The following is a 16,164-nucleotide window of genomic DNA, read 5'->3' as shown; positions in this document are numbered from 1 at the left end:
GCCCCGTGTATCTGTCAAGCGGTTATTTTCAGAAGTTTTCAAAGTTTCGCTTCCGAAACATCAACAACTTCAACCACTTGCGCTTCCGATCTCTCGTTAGCGGGAGGCGAATTCTACAGCGTTACTCGCTGCTGTCAACACCTCTTTTTCACCGCTTTCGACCGAGAAGATCGAACCGCATATAGAGCCAAACAACACTGCTCTATCTGCGCCTTCCGGGCTTCGATGAACTGAAGCCCTGCACCGTCGAAACCTACTTAACTCGTTGAATATCAAGGAGTTTTCCGTTTCGACTGCGCCGGAAGTGGGGCGAATTATAGACTTCCAGAATCTGCCGTCAACCCTTAATTTGATTTTTCTATCTATAGCCTGACATGACACTTAAATATGCCCGGTATGTAGACGGAATCGCTGCATATGCGCAATATACTGCTCAACGCAGCCTCCCTCGCCTTTATTCCGGACGACACTTCGCAATGACGCTCCCCCCACATCGCAGCCTGGCCTCCACCCTGTACCCGGTTGCCTTGCTATTAATCGCCATGACGTCCATTCAAGCAGGAGCCTCCCTCGCCAAAAGCATGTTCCCGGTAGTGGGTGCACAAGGCACTACGACGCTGCGACTCATTTTTGCCAGCCTCATCATGCTGTTAATGCTCCGCCCCTGGCGCGCCAAGCTCACCGGCCAATCCCTGCGCACGGTGATTGTTTACGGTATGGCGCTAGGCGGTATGAACTTCCTCTTCTATATGTCCGTTCGCACCGTTCCACTGGGCATTGCCGTCGCATTGGAATTCACCGGGCCTCTGGCAGTCGCCATTTACGCCTCGCGCCGGGCAATCGACTTTCTCTGGATCGCCTTGGCGGTGGTTGGCCTGCTGCTGCTCATACCGACCGGCGCGACCAGTGCCGGTATCGATCTGGTTGGAGCCGGCTACGCGCTGGGTGCCGGTTTCTGCTGGGCGTTGTACATCCTGTTCGGTCAGAAAGCCGGAGCGGACAATGGCGTGCAGACTGCCGCGTTGGGAGTCATGATCGCGGCCCTGTTCGTCGCGCCTATCGGCATTGTCCACGCCGGCGCCGCACTGCTCACACCGAGCCTGATTCCAATCGCCATCGGCGTCGCCATCCTGTCCACAGCCCTGCCCTACACGCTGGAAATGGTCGCCCTGACTCGAATGCCTGCCCGCACCTTCGGCACCTTGATGAGCGTCGAACCGGCCATCGCGGCCTTATCGGGGCTCGTCTTTCTCCAGGAGTACCTGTCCCTGGCCCAGTGGATGGCCATTACCTGCATCATTCTCGCGTCGGTGGGCGCAACGCTGACCATGGCCAGCACCGCAAAGCCTGCTGTCGCGGTAGATTGAATCAGGATTTAACGAAGGTCTGGCATTTGCCGCGCATTTAGGCCATGTTTAGGCCAGTAACCTAATGCCAGACATGGATTTTTTCATACAGGACGTCATGAACGCTTCAAGCAAGAGCGAACACGATCGCACGCAGACATAAGATCTGCGGCGGTTATAAGGACGGGAATGAAACGAATTTTGATACTGATCGCCGTACTTGCAGTAGCGGGCTGTGCGGCAACATCGAAAAGTGAAGTCAAACGCGGCAAAAAGGGTCTGCACATCAACTGCTCCGGACTGTCCTCATCCTGGGACCAGTGCGCTGCCAGTGCCGCCAATTCATGTGCTCCCAAGAGTTACAAGGTCATCGCCAAGTCCGGCGACGCCGTCGAAGAACCAGGGGATTATCCCTTCGGGCTCAATCCCGCCGGCTATACCAGTCGCAGCATGATCGTCATCTGCAAATAGATCAGGCTTAGCCGAGCCCCTGTTCGGCGATTCGACGACTGATGTCTTCATGGCTGGATTTGAGGACGTCACGCTGGATCTGCGGTGTGACCAGCATCCGCGCGACAACCAACGCCCCCACGCATTGAGACAGAATGGTCCAGGCCAGGCTGTCGCTTCCCAGTATCCGCGCCCAGCTTTCGTGCAGACGACAGATCCACGTTTGCGCCACCTCCCTCACCTGGAGGTCCGATCGTGCGATCTCAGCGCCCAGTACCGGTAACGCACACCCTGCCTCGGGCTGCTCGACATGGCTCATGCTCAAGTACTGCTTGAGGCAGCGCTCCAGTTTCATCGAGTCCATGGCGCCGTCACCGCTCAAGCGATCCAGGCTTTGAGCCAACTCCCGCTCAACAATGGCCTTGAAAAGCTCATCCTTGGACGAGAAGTGGCTATAGAACGCACCGCCACTCAACCCGATCGCTTTCATCAGGCCATCGACACCGACCGTAGAGAAACCGGATTTTTTGGCGGACATGGCACTGCTCGCCAGTAGTTTCTCGCGGGTTTCCATTTTGTGGTTGGCTGAATAACGCATGGTCGTGCCCCCTGATTGCTCACCTTGACGCTTGCCGGATCTTAGCATAACGTCCGTTTAGTTAACGATCGTTTACCAATGAGGCTGACCATGAATAACAAGAAGGTCGTACTGGTTGTTGGCGCGGGCGATGCCACCGGCGGAGCGATTGCCAAACGCTTTGCACAGGAAGGTTTCGTGGCCTGTGTTACCCGTCGCAGCGCTGACAAACTCCAGCCGCTTGTGGATGGAATCCGCGCCCAAGGCGGCGAAGCCCACGGGTTTGCCTGTGATGCACGTAAAGAAGACGATGTGATCGCACTCATCGAGCAAATCGAGAACCAGATCGGCCCGATCGAGGCCTTTGTGTTCAACATAGGCGCCAACGTTCCTTGCAGCATCCTCGAAGAAACCGCACGCAAGTATTTCAAGATTTGGGAGATGGCCTGCTTCTCAGGTTTTCTCAATGCACGGGAAGTGGCCAAGCGCATGGTCAAGCGCCAACGCGGAACCATCCTGTTTACCGGAGCAACGGCGGGATTGCGCGGCGCTTCGGGGTTCGCTGCGTTCGCAGGCGCCAAACATGGCATCCGCGCACTGGCACAAAGCATGGCCCGAGAGCTGGGGCCGCTGAATATCCATGTGGCCCATGTGGTGGTGGATGGCGCCATCGACACCGACTTCATCCGCGATCATTTCCCGGAAAAATATGCCACCAAGGATCAGGACGGCATCCTGAATCCTGAACACATCGCCGACAGCTACTGGTATCTGCACAGCCAACCTCGCGACGCCTGGACCTTCGAGCTGGACCTGCGCCCTTGGAACGAACGCTGGTAAGTCCTCCCCTCGTAACAACAAGAGAGCAGATACCATGAGCAAATCAGTGGAGTTCTACTTCGATCTCGGCAGCCCGACCACGTACCTGGCCTATACCCAGTTGCCGGCGCTGTGTGCGCAGACAAACAGCCAGTTGATCTATCGTCCGATATTATTGGGCGGCGTCTTCAAGGCAACCGGCAACGCATCACCGGCGACAGTGCCAGCCAAGACCCCTTACCTGTTCAAGGATCTGAATCGCTTCGCCAAGCGCTACGGCGTCGCCTTCCAGTTCAATCCTTACTTCCCCGTCAACACACTGCTGCTGATGCGCGCGGTGACCGCCATGCAACTGCGCCATCCCGAGCGCTTCGAGGCCTTCGTCGATTGCCTGTTCCGCGCCTTTTGGGTGGACGCCCGCAACCTCAATGACCCCGAGACTGTCGCAGCCGTCCTGAACGAAGGCGGTTTCGACGCCGACCATGTGCTGGCCCTGACGAGCGACGAGCAGGTCAAGCAAGCACTCAAGAGCGCCACCGAAGACGCCATCGGACGAGGCGTGTTCGGTGCCCCGAGCATGTTTGTCGGCGACGAGCTGTTCTTCGGCCAGGATCGGCTGGACTTCGTCCGTGAAGCCCTCGCCTGATCCTCTACCTCAAATCGCCATCGTCCGGGTGTTGAGCCACTGCAGTGCGTCACCGTCCAGCAACGGGCTCAATCGACGCTGAACCTCGGCGTGGTAGGCGTTAAACCAGTCTTTTTCGTCCTGGGTCAGCAGCGAAGGCTCCAGGCAACGGGTGTCGATCGGGCACAGGGTCAGGGTTTCGAACTCGAGGAACTCGCCGAACTCGCTGCTTCCGGCTTCGCGGTTCAACACCAGGTTCTCGATGCGCACACCCCAGCGGCCGGGACGATAAGTACCCGGTTCGATCGAGGTGATCATGCCGGCCTGCATCGCCGTTTGCGGCGCGGCAGCGGCTTGATAGGCAATCACCTGCGGGCCTTCGTGGACATTGAGGAAATAGCCGACACCATGGCCGGTGCCGTGGCCGTAATCGACTTGCTCCGCCCAGATCGGTGCACGGGCGATGGCATCCAGCAAGGGCGAAAGAATGCCCCGCGGAAATTTGGCCCGGGACAGGGCAATCACCCCCTTGAGCACACGGGTGCAGTCACGTTTCTGCTCGGCGGTGGGTGTTCCGACCGGCACCATGCGGGTGATGTCAGTGGTGCCTCCCAGGTACTGGCCTCCGGAATCGATCAGCAACAGGCCATCACCTTCGATGACGGCATGGGCCTCTTGCGTGGCATGGTAATGGGGCATCGCGCCGTTGGCGTTAAAGGCGGCGATGGTATTGAAGCTCAGGGAGACGAAATCCGGCCGACGTGTGCGGGCGGCAGTCAGGTGCTCGTCGATGGTCAACTCGGTGATGCGCTCGCGCCCCCAGGCCCCTTCCAGCCAGGCGAAGAATTCACAGAGCGCCGCGCCGTCCTGCTCCATGGCCCGACGGATGTGCTCGGCGTCGGCCAGGCTTTTACGGGACTTGGCCAGCGTCGTTGGATTGAGACCTTCGATCAGCTTCACGCCACTGCCCAGGTTATCCAGCAAGCCGACCGTCACCCGCGCTGGGTCGACCTGCAGATTCGCGCCGTCCGGCACTTCGCGCAACGCGGCGGCAGCTTCGCTGTAATCGCGCAGGGTCACGCCGTCCTGCTCCAGAACCGCACGCAGCGCTGCGTCAACCTTGTCCAGGGCCACGAACAGCGTTGCTTGCTGCTGGCTGATCAAGGCAAAGGAAACGAACACGGGGTTGAACGACACATCTGCCCCACGCAGGTTGAACAACCAGGCGATGTCATCCAGCGTGGCGATGAAATGCCAGTCGGCACCACGCTCTTGTAGGGCTTCGCGCAACTTGGCGAGTTTTTCGACCCGGCTGACGGTCGCCTGGGGCGGCAAATGGGCGTAGACCGGTTGATCCGGCAGGCCTGGGCGATCGGTCCAGACGTCCTTGAGCAGGTCGATGTCGGTGCGTAACCGCGCGCCGCGTTCGGCGAGCTTGCCGCCCAAGGTGCGGGCCGATGCCACGGCCATGACCGCACCGTCGACCGCAACCACTGCGCCTTCAGGCGTTTGTTCGGCCAGCCAGTCCAGGGGGCCGGGCTGGCCTGGAATCAGTTTGACCAGCTCGATACCACTGCCCTCCAGCTCCTTGGTGGCCTGCTCCCAATACCGGCTGTCGGCCCAGACGCCGGCGAAACTGCCGGTCACGATCAAGGTCCCCACCGAACCATGGAACCCCGACAACCATTGCCGCCCCTGCCAATAACCCGGCAGGTATTCAGACAGGTGCGGGTCGGCCGATGGCACCAGCAGCGCGTGAATACCCTCTCGGCTCATCAGTTGGCGGATTCGGGCCAGGCGCTGGGGAACCAGTCCATGGGGCAAAGGCTCGGTGCTCATTGTTTCTCCTGCTCGTTGATATTGTTGTTCGATGCCGAATCCGGCTCTTATGGGGTCGTGGCCCAGAACGCCGGCGCAGCCGCGCACGCCGCCTTGATCAGCCGCACCGCCTCGTCGATATCCTGCTCTGTGGTAAAGCGCCCCAGGCTCAAGCGAATGGTCCGCCCGGCCGCACGGGCATCGTGCCCCAGGGCCAGCAGCACGTGGGACGGAGTGTTTTGCGCCGAATTGCAGGCCGAGGTCGCGGAAAATGCAATCGATGCGCCCAATGTCGCCGGGTTGAACTCACCTTCGTTGAACGTCAGGCTCAGCGTGTGGGGAATCCGGCGGCTCGCACTGCCGTTAATACGCACACCGGGCAACGCCAGCAGCGGCTCGAGCAAACGATTGCGCAACCGGGCGATTTTAGCGAGTTCTTCGTCGAATGCCGCGGCTGCCAGTTCGAATGCGGCGCCCATGGCTGCAATCTGGTGGGTCGCCAGGGTTCCGGAGCGCAAACCGCCCTCATGTCCACCGCCATGGATCTGCGCCGCTAGCCGTGGCCGGGCACGGTCGCCGACGTAGAGCGCACCGATGCCCTTGGGACCGTAGATTTTATGCGCGGAAAAAGACATCAGGTCCACCGGCCAGCGAGACAGGTCGATCCGCACCTTGCCTGCGCCCTGGGCCGCGTCCACATGGAACAACGCACCGTGCTCGCGAACGACCTCGCCAATGGCGATGATGTCGTTGACGGTGCCCAGCTCGTTGTTCACCAGCATCAGCGAGACCAGGAACGTGTCTTCGCGCAACGCCTGGCGAACCGCTTGCGGGCTGATCAGGCCCTCGGCGTCCGGCGCCAGCCAGGTAACCGCGACGCCACTTTCCTCGAGCTGGCGCGCTGTATCGAGAATCGCCTTGTGCTCGATCAGGCTGGTGATGACATGGCCGGCGGACCCACTGCGTGCCTGGGCCACACCCTTGAGGGCCAGGTTGTTGGATTCGGTGGCGCCGGAAGTCCAGACGATCTGTTCGGGCTGGGCCCCCACCAATTGCGCCACCTGCTGGCGGGCACGCTCCACCGAGCGCCGGGCCTCCTGGCCGAAGGCATGGGAACTGGAAGCCGGGTTGCCGAAGTTGCCGTCAAAACCCAGACATTCGACCATGACCCGGATGACCCGCTCATCCACCGGTGTGGTGGCGGCGTAATCGAAATACAAAGGACGTTTATTCATAGGGAACTCGCAGAGCCAGCTCCGGGATCAGGCGACCTCGTTGGGTTCGAGACTAGCAATACCTGATCGTAAACCTTAAAGAAGTCGGACTTCCTTTAAAAGTGCGTAGGAACGCTCCTGAACAGCGAGCTTAGCAGGCATCGCCTCGAAGCTCAGCCCTCAACGGATGCTTTCGAGCAACAAGGGGTACATCGAAGCGACCAACAACAGCGCCATGCCCCAGTTGAACAGGCGCAGCCAGCGACGATCACGCAACAGGTTGCGCAACAGGCTGCCGCACACCACCCACAGGCTCACGCTTGGCAGATTGATCAAGGCAAACACCGCCGCAATCACCAGCACATTGAAGAAATAACCCTGCAGTGGCGTGTAGGTACTGATGGCGCCGATGGCCATGATCCAGGCCTTGGGATTGACCCATTGGAACGCCGCGGCGCCCCAATAGCTGATCGGCGTATTGTTCCCCGGCTGGCTGTCCGAAACCGGGCCGGAGTGGGCTATTTTCCACGCCAGGTACAACAGGTACGCCGCGCCGATGTAGCGCAACGCGGTATAGAGCAGTGGATACGTCTGGAATACCGCGCCCAGGCCAAGGCCCACCGCCAGCACCAGGGAAAAGAAGCCGCAGGTAATACCCAGCATGTGCGGGATGGTGCGGTTGAAACCGAAATTCACACCCGAGGCCAGCAACATGGTGTTGTTAGGACCTGGCGTGATCGAGGTCACCAGGGCAAACAGGGCGAAGCCCAGCAGCAGGTCAAGCGAAAGGGTCATGTCAGGTCAGTCCATCAGGGGCGGTCAGTCAAGTCATGACCCTACCCCACGTCCTGACCCAAACCCACGGACAGTTGGGCAAAACTTTGAGCGGTACAGTCCCCTCAGCTAGACCGGCCAGGTTGTTGCACAACCTGCTCGGCACTCATCTGGCCCTGATCGTCGAACCCCACGTTTTTCTGCGACGAGCCAAGCAGCTCGGCTTTTTTCGCGTGGTATTCCTCGAACGAAAGGCCACGGCGATTCAAGGCTTCAAGGGCCAGCTCGCGGGTCTCATCGGCGGTGTAGGGGCGCAGCTCCGGGGCAGAGCTGGCGCAGCCGCCCAGGAGGGTGGCGGTCAAGAGCAACAAAACGGCAAAGGTACGGTTCATGGCGGGTGTCCGGTGTTGGAGTTGGGCGATGAACAAAGGCTACCCGCCGGTCCTGTGCGGCAGAAATCAACCCTCTCGATAGTGGGTATTGCCTGCCTGGATCAGCCGTTGCGCTTAATCGACCAACTGGCAATGCAGCGCGTTGTCCAGGCTGCGCTCGATGTTGCGGAGCACCTGGAACGAAGCGAACGTCACGGCTTTGGCGCGGTGAGCCTGGATCAGCCGCCAGAAACCCTGCTCGCCCTTTTCGACACTGCGGAGTGCCGCCTCGCCTGCCTCGCGGGTCTGCCACTGCAAATAGTTGAGCACGCGGCGACCATCGTCGCTGGCTTGGATACTGGCACTGAGGAACCCCTGGTGATCCCGGGCCAGGCGCTCGGTCTGTTCCGACAAGGCGGTTACCAGCGCCTGCTGCCATTGAGGTTCGATGTCGAATTCCATCAGTTGGGTGAAACTGCGATTGTTCCTTGGCGATTGCATGAAAGGTCCCCTATGCAGGTCAGGCGAATCTTGCGATCCGAAGGCGTGCAGGGTAAAACCTCTAGTTAACTTGAGGTCAAGCGGTGAATTGAAACGATGGCGCAGATCGATATCCACAAGGAACTCACCGTCGGCCAAGTGGCCGCCCGCAGCGGCGTGACGGTCACCGCCCTGCACTTCTACGAATCCAAGGGGCTGATCAAAAGCACGCGCAACCCAGGTAACCAACGTCGTTACCCACGAGCGGTATTGCGTCGCGTGGCACTGATCAAGGTCGCCCAGCGCCTGGGCATTCCGTTGGCGGAAATCGGCGAGGCGTTGAACAACCTGCCGGACAACCGCGCCCCGACGGCCGCCGATTGGCAGACCTTGTCGGCGCAGTGGAGCCGGGACCTGGACGAACGCATCAACCAATTGGTGGCGCTACGTGATCGACTCAATGGCTGCATCGGCTGCGGATGCCTGTCGATGGAAGCTTGCCCGCTGCGCAATCAGGGCGACGTACTGGGCCAACGCGGGCCGGGAGCTCACCTGCTGGAACAGCCTTGAAGCGTTCGTCGGCCTTCGCGTCCATCCAGGGTCGCTGGCCTATAGTGGAGGAGCGCAAATCGACGAAGACTCTCTTCGCCTCCCTATAACAAAAGGAGAAACGTCATGGGCGTCAATGCCATTCCCGAAGGTTTCCATAACATCACGCCCTACCTGGGCATTCAAAAAGCTGCCGAAGCCATCGACTTCTACAAAAAAGCCTTCAATGCCACCGAGGTCATGCGCCTGGCCATGCCCGACGGGGGCATCGGGCACGCCGAGCTGCGAATCAACGGTTATCCGATCATGCTTGGCACGCCTTGCGATCAAGGTCCCCTGAGTAACCCGGACCAATCGCCATCGGTCGGCCTGCATTTATATGTCGAGGACGTGGACAGCGCATTTGCCCAGGCCGTTGCCGCCGGCGGCACGGTGATTTCCGAGGTCAAGGACCAGTTCTACGGAGATCGCAGCGGCACCCTGAAGGATCCCTATGGGCATCTGTGGTTCCTCGCGACGCACAAGGAAGACCTGAGCCAGGACCAGATCGAGCAACGGGCCAGGGAGATGTTTCAACGGCAAGGCTGATTTGCCCCCGCGCTCACCGGTTCGCGTCCTGTGGAGCTGTCGAGTGCAACGAGGCTGCGATCTTTCCCTGACACTTGAATTCCAAGGGAAAGATCAAAAAATCGCAGCCTTCGGCAGCTCCTACCACGCGAAACATTTTCTTTCATCTTCCCCTTCAGGATTACGATCGCTCGTTCGTCTTAATTAGATGCAGCAGGCCGCGTCGGCAAAAGCCACGATCTGCCTTTTTGGGTTCAGGGTGTTGCGAAGCCCGTGATACGGAACCTTTCATCGAATCAAGACGTTCAATCATGTCGAAGAAATCCCGCTCCAAACTCTGGTTCCTGGTCCATAGCTGGCTGGCATTGCCCATCTGGTTCTTCGTGCTCATCGTCTGCGTCACCGGCACCCTGGCGGTGGTCAGCCAGGAGATCGTCTGGCTGGCCAATCCCGACATGCGGGCCAGCAAACCCTCGGACGAGGCCACGCTGCTCAGCTATGACCAGGTGATCGCCGCGATCAAGCAGGCCCAGCCGCAAACCCAGGTGCAAAGCATCATCCGTCCGGACGAGTCGCATTTTGCACTGGAAGTCGGCGTGACCTACCCCGACGGACGCCCCGACACGGTCTACGTCAACCCTTACAGCGGCGTCATCCAGGGCTCGGCGCCGACATTCAATTTCCAGGCCTTCACCCGCGCGCTGCATGGCTGGTGGCTGGTGCCGTTCACCAACGGCTACAGTTGGGGCTGGTACCTGGTGTCGTTCCTGGGCCTGCCCTTGCTCGCATCCCTGGTGACCGGGCTGGTGGTCTACAAGCGTTTCTGGAAAGGCTTCCTCCGTCCGACCCTGCGGATTCGCCACGGCGCACGGATTTTCTGGGGTGATTTCCACCGGCTCAGCGGGATCTGGTCGATCTGGTTCATCGCGGTCATCTCCGTCACCGGCACCTGGTTCCTGATCCAGGCCCTGCTGGGCGACAACCAGATCTCCATTTCCAGCGAACCGGTCATCCCGGTGGTGGCCCGTGAAAACGTGCCGTTGTCCGTTGATGGCCAGGCACCACCGCAGTTGAACCTGGACCGGGCCATCGAAATCGCCCAGCAACGCATCCCGGGACTGGAAGCGAGTTTCATCAGCCTGCCCGGCAATGCCTACAGCCATCTGGAAATCGGTGGCCGCGGCTGGTATCCGCTGATGTTCCAGACTGCCACCATCAACCCCTACAACGGCGACGTGGCCGCCTCCCGGTTGCTGTCGGACCGCACGACCCTGGAGTTCGTCACCGAATCCATGCGGCCCTTGCACACCGGGGACTTCGGCGGACTCTGGATCAAGCTCATCTGGTTTTTCTTCGGTCTGATCCTGAGCATGATGGTCCTCAGCGGGCTGCTGATCTGGACCAAACGCACGGCCCTGGCCACCGCCAATGCCTTCAAGCGTAGCCAGAAACCCACCCGTGGCGACCGAATCGCGCAGGCACTGCAGCCGTCCGTCCACCGTGAATCGTCGGAGGGCAGCCTGTGAACCCGTCCAATACCGCTTCATCATCACCGTCACGCCTGAGCCTGTTCTGGCATAAATGGCGCTTCCATCTCAACGTCCTGTTGCTGCTGATTCCCCTGGGATTCATGCCCAAATACCTCTCCGAGGCCGCCCTGTTCCGCGGCGATGCCGGGCTTGGCGAGCGGGACGTCGGTGAAGTCCAGGTCGGTCCCTGGAGCCTGCGCCTGGCGGAGTTTCGCAACGAAGCCCCACGGACCGAAGGGCCCGCCGGGCCGATGAAGCACTTCAACGCGGCCCTGTGCCAGAGCTGTATCGGCCAGGTCAAGGCCACCTACCTGCGCATCGGCAAGCCCCGCAGCCTGCGGGCCGCCGGGGTGATTTTCTTCGGCTCGCCCTATCGCATGGGCGCCTTGTTGCCGGTCCCGCCAAAGACCCAGCCCGATGCCGAACTGTGGATAACTCTCGAAGGTTGGGACGGTTCGATGCATCAAGCCTTCATTCCCCTGAGCCAGGCCTCCCCGGCCACCGTCGCCTGGCTGAAGAACCAAGGAACCAAACCATGACCCTCCGCGTTTTATCCAAGGGCCTGGCGCTGTTGCTCTGCGCAGGCGCAAGCACCAGCGTCCTGGCCCACAACCCGATGTGCGAGTGCAAGGCCATCGACGCCGAACAGATCCAATGCACCGGCGGCTTTTCCGACGGCAGTGGTGCACCCGGAGTGACCCTGGACGTGATCGGTTATGACGAAACCATCCTCGTCCCGGGCAAGCTCGGCGCCGACTCGAAGCTGACCTTCAAGAAACCGAACGCTGAATTCTACGTGCTCTTCGACGCCGGCCCCGGCCACGTGGTGGAAATCGACCAAGCCGACATCGAGGCCCCATGAGCAACGCCACGACTCAAGTCATCCGCCCCGCCGGCGCGGGCCATGAAACCCTGTATGTGTTGCTGTTGTGCCTGGTCATCGTGCTGGTGGCCGGGTCCGTGGTGGCCTGGCATGGCAAGGCCGAAGACACGCCTCACCTGGCCTCGAACCAGCTCGACGCCCGCCGCGACCTCAGCGCCGCCGAGCAAGGCATCTATGCCGACCTGCGGGTGACCCTGGATGAAATCCGCTTGCTGCGCGAAGACCAACCCACCCTGCCCAGCCCACAAACCCTGGCCGAAGAAGGCTTCGCGCCGTTCGCCCAGGATGCCAGTTCTGTCAGCCGGGGCGGCCACGCCTGGCAACAACTGCGGGACCAGGCCTACTTCGGCGCCAGTGCCAATCCGTCGGTGGCCGGTTCATTTCTGATGCGCATCGGCGAAACGTCCGACGCCGCTCCGGACATCTGGCTCAACCGCGGCACTGGCCTCGCGACGCCCACCGCCCTGGACGATGCGGCGTTGTCCGCCGCTGGCTGGCAACAGATCGTCGCGCAATTCGACGCCGGCGTAACCCGCCAGCACCGGCACTGACCCCACGCCCTCATTCGAGAGAAGACCGTTTGCCCATGCCTATTGCATCCCAACGCCGACCCTTGCTGCGCTTACTGTTGATCGGCCTGCTGGCCTGCCTGTTCACCTCGCCGGTGAGCGCCGAAGCAGCCAAGCGCCTGCGCATTGGCATCACCTTGCACCCGTATTACAGCTACGTGGCCAACATCGTCGGCGACAAGGCCGAGGTCGTGCCCCTGATACCGGCGGGTTTCAACCCCCACGCCTATGAACCACGGGCCGAAGACATCAAGCGCATCAGCGGCCTCGACGTGATCGTGCTCAACGGCGTGGGCCATGACGATTTCGCCGACCGCATGATCGCCGCCAGCGAAACCCCGGACGTGAAGGTGATCGAGGCCAACGAAAACGTGCCCCTGCTGGCCGCCACCGGCACGGCGGCGCGAGGCGCGGGCAAGGTCGTGAACCCGCACACCTTCCTGTCCATCAGTGCCTCCATCGCCCAGGTCAATAACATCGCCCGGGAACTGGGCAAGCTCGACCCGGACAACGCCAAGGCCTATACCCAGAACGCCCGCGCCTATGGCAAGCGCCTGCGGCAGATGCGCGCCGCCGCCCTGGCGAAGCTGACCCAGGCCCCCAATGCCGAATTGCGCGTCGCCACGGTGCACGCCGCCTACGACTACCTGTTGCGCGAATTCGGCCTGGAAGTGACCGCCGTGGTCGAGCCGGCCCATGGCATCGAACCGAGCCCCAGCCAATTGAAGAAAACCATCGACCAACTGCGGGAGCTGGACGTGAAGGTGATCTTCTCGGAGATGGATTTTCCCTCCACCTACGTCGACACCATCCAGCGTGAATCGGGCGTGAAGCTGTACCCGCTCTCGCACATTTCCTACGGCGACTACAGCGCCGAGAAGTACGAAAAGGAAATGGCCGGCAACCTCGACACCGTGGTCCGGGCGATCCAGGAGTCCGGCGCATGACCGTCCAGGAACCTCTCACCCTGCAACGCGTCGGTCCCTTGATCGAGTTCGCCGAGGTCAGCCTGAACCTGGGCCGCACCACCATTCTCGACAACGTGGCCTTTCAGGTGGAGCCCGGCAGCATCCATGCCCTGGTCGGTCCCAATGGCGGCGGCAAGAGTTCGCTGATCAAGACCTTGCTGGGGCAGATGCCACACCAGGGACGCCTGAGCCTGCAATGGCCGGGCGACCCCGGGGTGATCGGCTACGTACCCCAGGCGCTGGAATTCGACCGGGGCCTGCCCATGACCGTGGACGATTTCATGGCGGCGATGTGTCAGCGGCGGCCGGCCTTTCTCGGCCTGAGCAAGCATTACGCCGGCGCCATCGGCCACGCCCTGGAGCGGGTCGGCATGCAGGACAAGCGCAAGCGGCGCATGGGCGCGCTGTCCGGCGGCGAGCGCCAGCGGGTGTTGCTGGCACAGGGGCTGATTCCCTCGCCGCAATTGCTGGTGCTGGATGAACCGATGTCGGCCCTGGACGAGGCCGGTATCCAGGTGTTCGAACGGCTGCTGCAGGACTGGCGCCAGGCCGGGATCACCGTGCTGTGGATTGAACATGACCTGGAAGCCGTCGGGCGCCTGGCCGACCGTGTCACCGGCCTGAATCGCCGCGTGCTGTTCGACGGCCCGCCACGCCAGACCCTGACCCCGGAACGGCTGCTGACGCTGTTTTCCACCCATCCACGCACGAACGGGAGCGCGGCCTGATGAGTTATGAAGCCTTTCGCTTGATGGTCCAGGGCTGGGCCTCGGCCGGTTACCTGCCTGAAGCGCTGGCCTATGGGTTCGTGGTCAATGCGCTGTTGGCCGGGCTGTTGATCGGCCCGGTGCTGGGCGGCCTCGGCACGCTGGTGGTGGTCAAGCGCTTCGCGTTTTTCTCCGAGGCAGTGGGCCATGCGGCGCTCACCGGCGTGGCCATCGGCATCCTGCTCGGCGAACCCTACACCGGGCCTTACGGCAGCCTGTTCGGCTACTGCCTGTTGTTCGGCATCCTGCTCAATTACCTGCGCAACCGCACCGGCCTGGCGCCCGACACGCTGATCGGCGTCTTTCTGTCCGTCTCCCTGGCCCTGGGCGCCAGCCTGCTGTTGATCCTGGCGGGCAAGATCAATGTGCACATCCTGGAAAACGTATTGTTCGGCTCGGTGCTGACGGTCAATGGCAATGACCTGCTGGTGCTGGCGGTGGTCGGCTCGCTGGTGATGGCCCTGGCCTTGCCGCTGTACAACCGCATCATGCTCGCCAGTTTCAACCCGCAACTGGCGGCGGTGCGTGGGGTGGCGGTCAAGACCCTGGACTACCTGTTCGTGGTCCTGGTGACGTTGATCACCGTGGCGGCGGTGAAAGTCATCGGCGCCATTCTGGTGGGCGCGTTGCTGGTGATTCCCGCCGCGGCGGCGCGCTTGCTCAGTCAATCATTGAAAGGCTTTTTCTGGTGTTCGGTGCTGATCGCCACCGTCAGCACTTTGTGCGGGATCCTCGCGCCGATTGTGTTCGACCTGCCGATCCCGTCCGGCGCCGCGATCATCCTGGTGGCCGGCATCGCCTTCGCCCTGAGCGCCATCGCCCGCGGTGTCGTCCCCAGCCTCAAAGGGAATCTTGGATAATGGTTTTTTCATTGCGACAACTGACCCTGGCCGTCGCGTTGTGCGGCGTGGCCGTCACCTCGTCATTCGCCGGCGAAAAGGTTCATCTGCTGGCATCGCTGCCAGTCACCTATGGATTGGGCGAAGCGTTGCTCAAGGGCACCGAGGTCAGTCTGGAACGGGCCGCGCCCGCCAATCTGCCTGGCACCCGCCAGAGTGCCTACTTCAGCGGTCGTGGCGCGCCGGCCTTGAGCAAACTGGCCAGCGCTGCCGACGGGGTGATCGGCCTGCGCTCGCTATGGCCGGACGATCCGCTGTTCCCCATGGCCCGACGCAGCAATATCCGCATCGTCGAAGTCGATGCCGCGCGCCCGGTGGACGGCGCCCTTCCCGGTATCGCCGTGCAACCGGGCATGGCCGACGGCCTGGCAAGCCAGCCGTGGATGGCCAGCCATAACCTGGGGCGCATGGCCGACGTAATCGCCGCCGACCTGGTGCGCCTGGCCCCGGCGGACAAACCGAAAATCGACGCCAACCTGGCGGCACTCAAGCAGCGCCTGCTCAACCTCAGCGCCGACAGCGAAAAACGCCTCGCCAGCGCCGATAACCTGAGCGTGGTCAGCCTGAGCGAGCATTTCGGCTACCTGATCAGCGGGCTCAACCTGGACGCCATCAGCACCGATACCCGGCCTGATACCGAATGGACCGCCGAAACACTCAAGCAATTGAGTACGACGTTGAAGGACAACGACGTGGCGCTGGTACTCCATCATCGCCAGCCTTCGGATGCGCTGAAGGCAGCCATTGCCGAGGGCGGCAGCCAGTTGCTGGTGCTCAGCACCGATGCCGCCGATCCGGTGGCGGAGCTGGAGAGTAATGCAGGGCTGGTGGTCACCGCGCTGACGGGAGGCTGACAACAATCCATGTGGGAGCGAGCTTGCTCGCGATGAAGCCAGCACATTCAACATTGGTGTCGGCTGACACACCGTCATCGCGAGCAAGCTCGCTCCCACAGTTTG

Annotated in this window: 20 protein-coding genes; 14 read left to right on the top strand and 6 right to left on the bottom strand. The window is 61.5% G+C overall.

Going from position 1 to position 16,164, the window contains the following annotated elements; translation table 11 throughout:
• Nucleotides 1–476: 476 nt before the first annotated feature.
• Both rhtA and BLQ55_RS30635 read left to right on the top strand, forming a co-directional pair.
• Nucleotides 477–1,367, top strand: a complete 891-nt coding sequence (gene rhtA / locus BLQ55_RS30640) for a threonine/homoserine exporter RhtA (protein ID WP_092204732.1) — start codon at nucleotides 477–479, stop codon at nucleotides 1,365–1,367.
• A 168-nt stretch (nucleotides 1,368–1,535) separates the two neighbouring features.
• Nucleotides 1,536–1,817: a hypothetical protein gene (locus BLQ55_RS30635; RefSeq protein WP_092204731.1), complete on the top strand. Its 282-nt coding sequence runs from the start codon at nucleotides 1,536–1,538 to the stop codon at nucleotides 1,815–1,817.
• A gap of 7 nt (nucleotides 1,818–1,824) precedes the next feature.
• On the opposite strand, the gene BLQ55_RS30630 is transcribed toward BLQ55_RS30635, so the two are convergent.
• Entirely contained in the window at nucleotides 1,825–2,394 is a 570-nt protein-coding gene (locus tag BLQ55_RS30630) for a TetR/AcrR family transcriptional regulator (protein ID WP_092204730.1), read from the bottom strand.
• Nucleotides 2,395–2,484: 90 nt separating this feature from the next.
• On the opposite strand from BLQ55_RS30630, the gene BLQ55_RS30625 reads away from it, so the two are divergent.
• Together BLQ55_RS30625 and BLQ55_RS30620 are read left to right on the top strand one after the other, a co-directional pair.
• The gene (locus BLQ55_RS30625) at nucleotides 2,485–3,213 is read left to right on the top strand and encodes an SDR family oxidoreductase (protein WP_092168726.1); all 729 of its coding nucleotides are present in this window, start codon (nucleotides 2,485–2,487) and stop codon (nucleotides 3,211–3,213) included.
• Between the two features lie 34 nt (nucleotides 3,214–3,247).
• The gene (locus BLQ55_RS30620) at nucleotides 3,248–3,838 is read left to right on the top strand and encodes a 2-hydroxychromene-2-carboxylate isomerase (protein WP_092204728.1); all 591 of its coding nucleotides are present in this window, start codon (nucleotides 3,248–3,250) and stop codon (nucleotides 3,836–3,838) included.
• A 9-nt stretch (nucleotides 3,839–3,847) separates the two neighbouring features.
• Here the strand turns inward: BLQ55_RS30620 and BLQ55_RS30615 are convergent, their stop codons facing one another.
• The 5 genes from BLQ55_RS30615 to BLQ55_RS30595 all read right to left on the bottom strand — a co-directional run bounded on the left by BLQ55_RS30615 (nucleotide 3,848) and on the right by BLQ55_RS30595 (nucleotide 8,495).
• On the bottom strand, nucleotides 3,848–5,656 hold the full coding sequence (locus BLQ55_RS30615; protein ID WP_092259421.1) for an aminopeptidase P family protein: 1,809 nt from the start codon (nucleotides 5,654–5,656) through the stop codon (nucleotides 3,848–3,850).
• Nucleotides 5,657–5,703: 47 nt separating this feature from the next.
• Nucleotides 5,704–6,870 carry a cysteine desulfurase family protein gene (locus BLQ55_RS30610; protein WP_092204726.1) on the bottom strand — a complete coding sequence of 389 codons (1,167 nt, stop codon included), beginning with the start codon at nucleotides 6,868–6,870 and terminating at the stop codon, nucleotides 5,704–5,706.
• 159 nt (nucleotides 6,871–7,029) lie between these two features.
• The gene (locus BLQ55_RS30605; protein WP_092204725.1) at nucleotides 7,030–7,644 is read right to left on the bottom strand and encodes a LysE family translocator; all 615 of its coding nucleotides are present in this window, start codon (nucleotides 7,642–7,644) and stop codon (nucleotides 7,030–7,032) included.
• A 104-nt stretch (nucleotides 7,645–7,748) separates the two neighbouring features.
• Nucleotides 7,749–8,015: a hypothetical protein gene (locus tag BLQ55_RS30600; RefSeq protein ID WP_092259418.1), complete on the bottom strand. Its 267-nt coding sequence runs from the start codon at nucleotides 8,013–8,015 to the stop codon at nucleotides 7,749–7,751.
• A 114-nt stretch (nucleotides 8,016–8,129) separates the two neighbouring features.
• Nucleotides 8,130–8,495 carry an antibiotic biosynthesis monooxygenase gene (locus BLQ55_RS30595; protein ID WP_060741364.1) on the bottom strand — a complete coding sequence of 122 codons (366 nt, stop codon included), beginning with the start codon at nucleotides 8,493–8,495 and terminating at the stop codon, nucleotides 8,130–8,132.
• 96 nt (nucleotides 8,496–8,591) lie between these two features.
• Here BLQ55_RS30595 and soxR point away from each other — a divergent pair, with 96 nt between their 5' ends.
• From soxR to BLQ55_RS30545, 10 genes are all read left to right on the top strand, one after another.
• A complete protein-coding gene (gene soxR / locus BLQ55_RS30590; protein ID WP_092204724.1) occupies nucleotides 8,592–9,044 on the top strand; it encodes a redox-sensitive transcriptional activator SoxR in 453 nt (150 codons plus the stop codon).
• A gap of 105 nt (nucleotides 9,045–9,149) precedes the next feature.
• Nucleotides 9,150–9,611 carry a VOC family protein gene (locus tag BLQ55_RS30585; protein ID WP_092204723.1) on the top strand — a complete coding sequence of 154 codons (462 nt, stop codon included), beginning with the start codon at nucleotides 9,150–9,152 and terminating at the stop codon, nucleotides 9,609–9,611.
• A gap of 290 nt (nucleotides 9,612–9,901) precedes the next feature.
• Nucleotides 9,902–11,116, top strand: a complete 1,215-nt coding sequence (locus tag BLQ55_RS30580; protein ID WP_092259415.1) for a PepSY-associated TM helix domain-containing protein — start codon at nucleotides 9,902–9,904, stop codon at nucleotides 11,114–11,116.
• Entirely contained in the window at nucleotides 11,113–11,658 is a 546-nt protein-coding gene (locus BLQ55_RS30575) for a thiamine pyrophosphate-binding protein (RefSeq protein ID WP_092204721.1), read from the top strand. Before BLQ55_RS30580 ends, BLQ55_RS30575 begins: the two co-directional genes overlap by 4 nt.
• Complete coding sequence (locus tag BLQ55_RS30570) at nucleotides 11,655–11,981, top strand: hypothetical protein (RefSeq protein WP_092168700.1); 327 nt, start codon at nucleotides 11,655–11,657, stop codon at nucleotides 11,979–11,981. Before BLQ55_RS30575 ends, BLQ55_RS30570 begins: the two co-directional genes overlap by 4 nt.
• Nucleotides 11,978–12,553, top strand: coding sequence for a DUF6162 family protein (locus BLQ55_RS30565; RefSeq protein ID WP_092204720.1), 576 nt, complete (start codon nucleotides 11,978–11,980; stop codon nucleotides 12,551–12,553). The genes BLQ55_RS30570 and BLQ55_RS30565 overlap by 4 nt, the downstream gene beginning before the upstream one ends.
• Nucleotides 12,554–12,588: 35 nt before the next feature.
• A complete protein-coding gene (locus BLQ55_RS30560) occupies nucleotides 12,589–13,518 on the top strand; it encodes a metal ABC transporter solute-binding protein, Zn/Mn family (protein ID WP_092259411.1) in 930 nt (309 codons plus the stop codon).
• The gene (locus BLQ55_RS30555) at nucleotides 13,515–14,267 is read left to right on the top strand and encodes a metal ABC transporter ATP-binding protein (protein WP_092259408.1); all 753 of its coding nucleotides are present in this window, start codon (nucleotides 13,515–13,517) and stop codon (nucleotides 14,265–14,267) included. Before BLQ55_RS30560 ends, BLQ55_RS30555 begins: the two co-directional genes overlap by 4 nt.
• Nucleotides 14,267–15,166 carry a metal ABC transporter permease gene (locus BLQ55_RS30550; RefSeq protein WP_014339414.1) on the top strand — a complete coding sequence of 300 codons (900 nt, stop codon included), beginning with the start codon at nucleotides 14,267–14,269 and terminating at the stop codon, nucleotides 15,164–15,166. Before BLQ55_RS30555 ends, BLQ55_RS30550 begins: the two co-directional genes overlap by 1 nt.
• Nucleotides 15,166–16,059, top strand: a complete 894-nt coding sequence (locus BLQ55_RS30545; protein ID WP_092259405.1) for a metal ABC transporter solute-binding protein, Zn/Mn family — start codon at nucleotides 15,166–15,168, stop codon at nucleotides 16,057–16,059. The genes BLQ55_RS30550 and BLQ55_RS30545 overlap by 1 nt, the downstream gene beginning before the upstream one ends.
• The last annotated feature ends 105 nt before the right edge of the window (nucleotides 16,060–16,164 follow it).

Origin of the sequence: Pseudomonas sp. NFACC13-1 (assembly GCF_900104425.1) — a bacterium.
Taxonomy (GTDB): Bacteria; Pseudomonadota; Gammaproteobacteria; order Pseudomonadales; family Pseudomonadaceae; genus Aquipseudomonas; species Aquipseudomonas fluorescens_AA.
This window is presented reverse-complemented; position numbering and strand designations above follow the sequence as displayed.

Excerpts from the sequence above, each read along its gene's own strand:
- BLQ55_RS30605 (WP_092204725.1), bottom strand. The coding sequence starts at position 7,644 with ATGACCCTTTCGCTTGACCTGCTGCTGGGCTTCGCCCTGTTTGCCCTG.
- BLQ55_RS30585 (WP_092204723.1), top strand. The coding sequence starts at position 9,150 with ATGGGCGTCAATGCCATTCCCGAAGGTTTCCATAACATCACGCCCTAC.
- BLQ55_RS30545 (WP_092259405.1), top strand. The coding sequence starts at position 15,166 with ATGGTTTTTTCATTGCGACAACTGACCCTGGCCGTCGCGTTGTGCGGC.
- BLQ55_RS30550 (WP_014339414.1), top strand. The coding sequence starts at position 14,267 with ATGAGTTATGAAGCCTTTCGCTTGATGGTCCAGGGCTGGGCCTCGGCC.
- BLQ55_RS30565 (WP_092204720.1), top strand. The coding sequence starts at position 11,978 with ATGAGCAACGCCACGACTCAAGTCATCCGCCCCGCCGGCGCGGGCCAT.
- BLQ55_RS30595 (WP_060741364.1), bottom strand. The coding sequence starts at position 8,495 with ATGCAATCGCCAAGGAACAATCGCAGTTTCACCCAACTGATGGAATTC.
- BLQ55_RS30625 (WP_092168726.1), top strand. The coding sequence starts at position 2,485 with ATGAATAACAAGAAGGTCGTACTGGTTGTTGGCGCGGGCGATGCCACC.
- BLQ55_RS30620 (WP_092204728.1), top strand. The coding sequence starts at position 3,248 with ATGAGCAAATCAGTGGAGTTCTACTTCGATCTCGGCAGCCCGACCACG.
- BLQ55_RS30630 (WP_092204730.1), bottom strand. The coding sequence starts at position 2,394 with ATGCGTTATTCAGCCAACCACAAAATGGAAACCCGCGAGAAACTACTG.
- BLQ55_RS30570 (WP_092168700.1), top strand. The coding sequence starts at position 11,655 with ATGACCCTCCGCGTTTTATCCAAGGGCCTGGCGCTGTTGCTCTGCGCA.
- BLQ55_RS30600 (WP_092259418.1), bottom strand. The coding sequence starts at position 8,015 with ATGAACCGTACCTTTGCCGTTTTGTTGCTCTTGACCGCCACCCTCCTG.
- BLQ55_RS30580 (WP_092259415.1), top strand. The coding sequence starts at position 9,902 with ATGTCGAAGAAATCCCGCTCCAAACTCTGGTTCCTGGTCCATAGCTGG.
- BLQ55_RS30555 (WP_092259408.1), top strand. The coding sequence starts at position 13,515 with ATGACCGTCCAGGAACCTCTCACCCTGCAACGCGTCGGTCCCTTGATC.
- rhtA (WP_092204732.1), top strand. The coding sequence starts at position 477 with ATGACGCTCCCCCCACATCGCAGCCTGGCCTCCACCCTGTACCCGGTT.
- soxR (WP_092204724.1), top strand. The coding sequence starts at position 8,592 with ATGGCGCAGATCGATATCCACAAGGAACTCACCGTCGGCCAAGTGGCC.
- BLQ55_RS30560 (WP_092259411.1), top strand. The coding sequence starts at position 12,589 with ATGCCTATTGCATCCCAACGCCGACCCTTGCTGCGCTTACTGTTGATC.
- BLQ55_RS30635 (WP_092204731.1), top strand. The coding sequence starts at position 1,536 with ATGAAACGAATTTTGATACTGATCGCCGTACTTGCAGTAGCGGGCTGT.
- BLQ55_RS30610 (WP_092204726.1), bottom strand. The coding sequence starts at position 6,870 with ATGAATAAACGTCCTTTGTATTTCGATTACGCCGCCACCACACCGGTG.
- BLQ55_RS30615 (WP_092259421.1), bottom strand. The coding sequence starts at position 5,656 with ATGAGCACCGAGCCTTTGCCCCATGGACTGGTTCCCCAGCGCCTGGCC.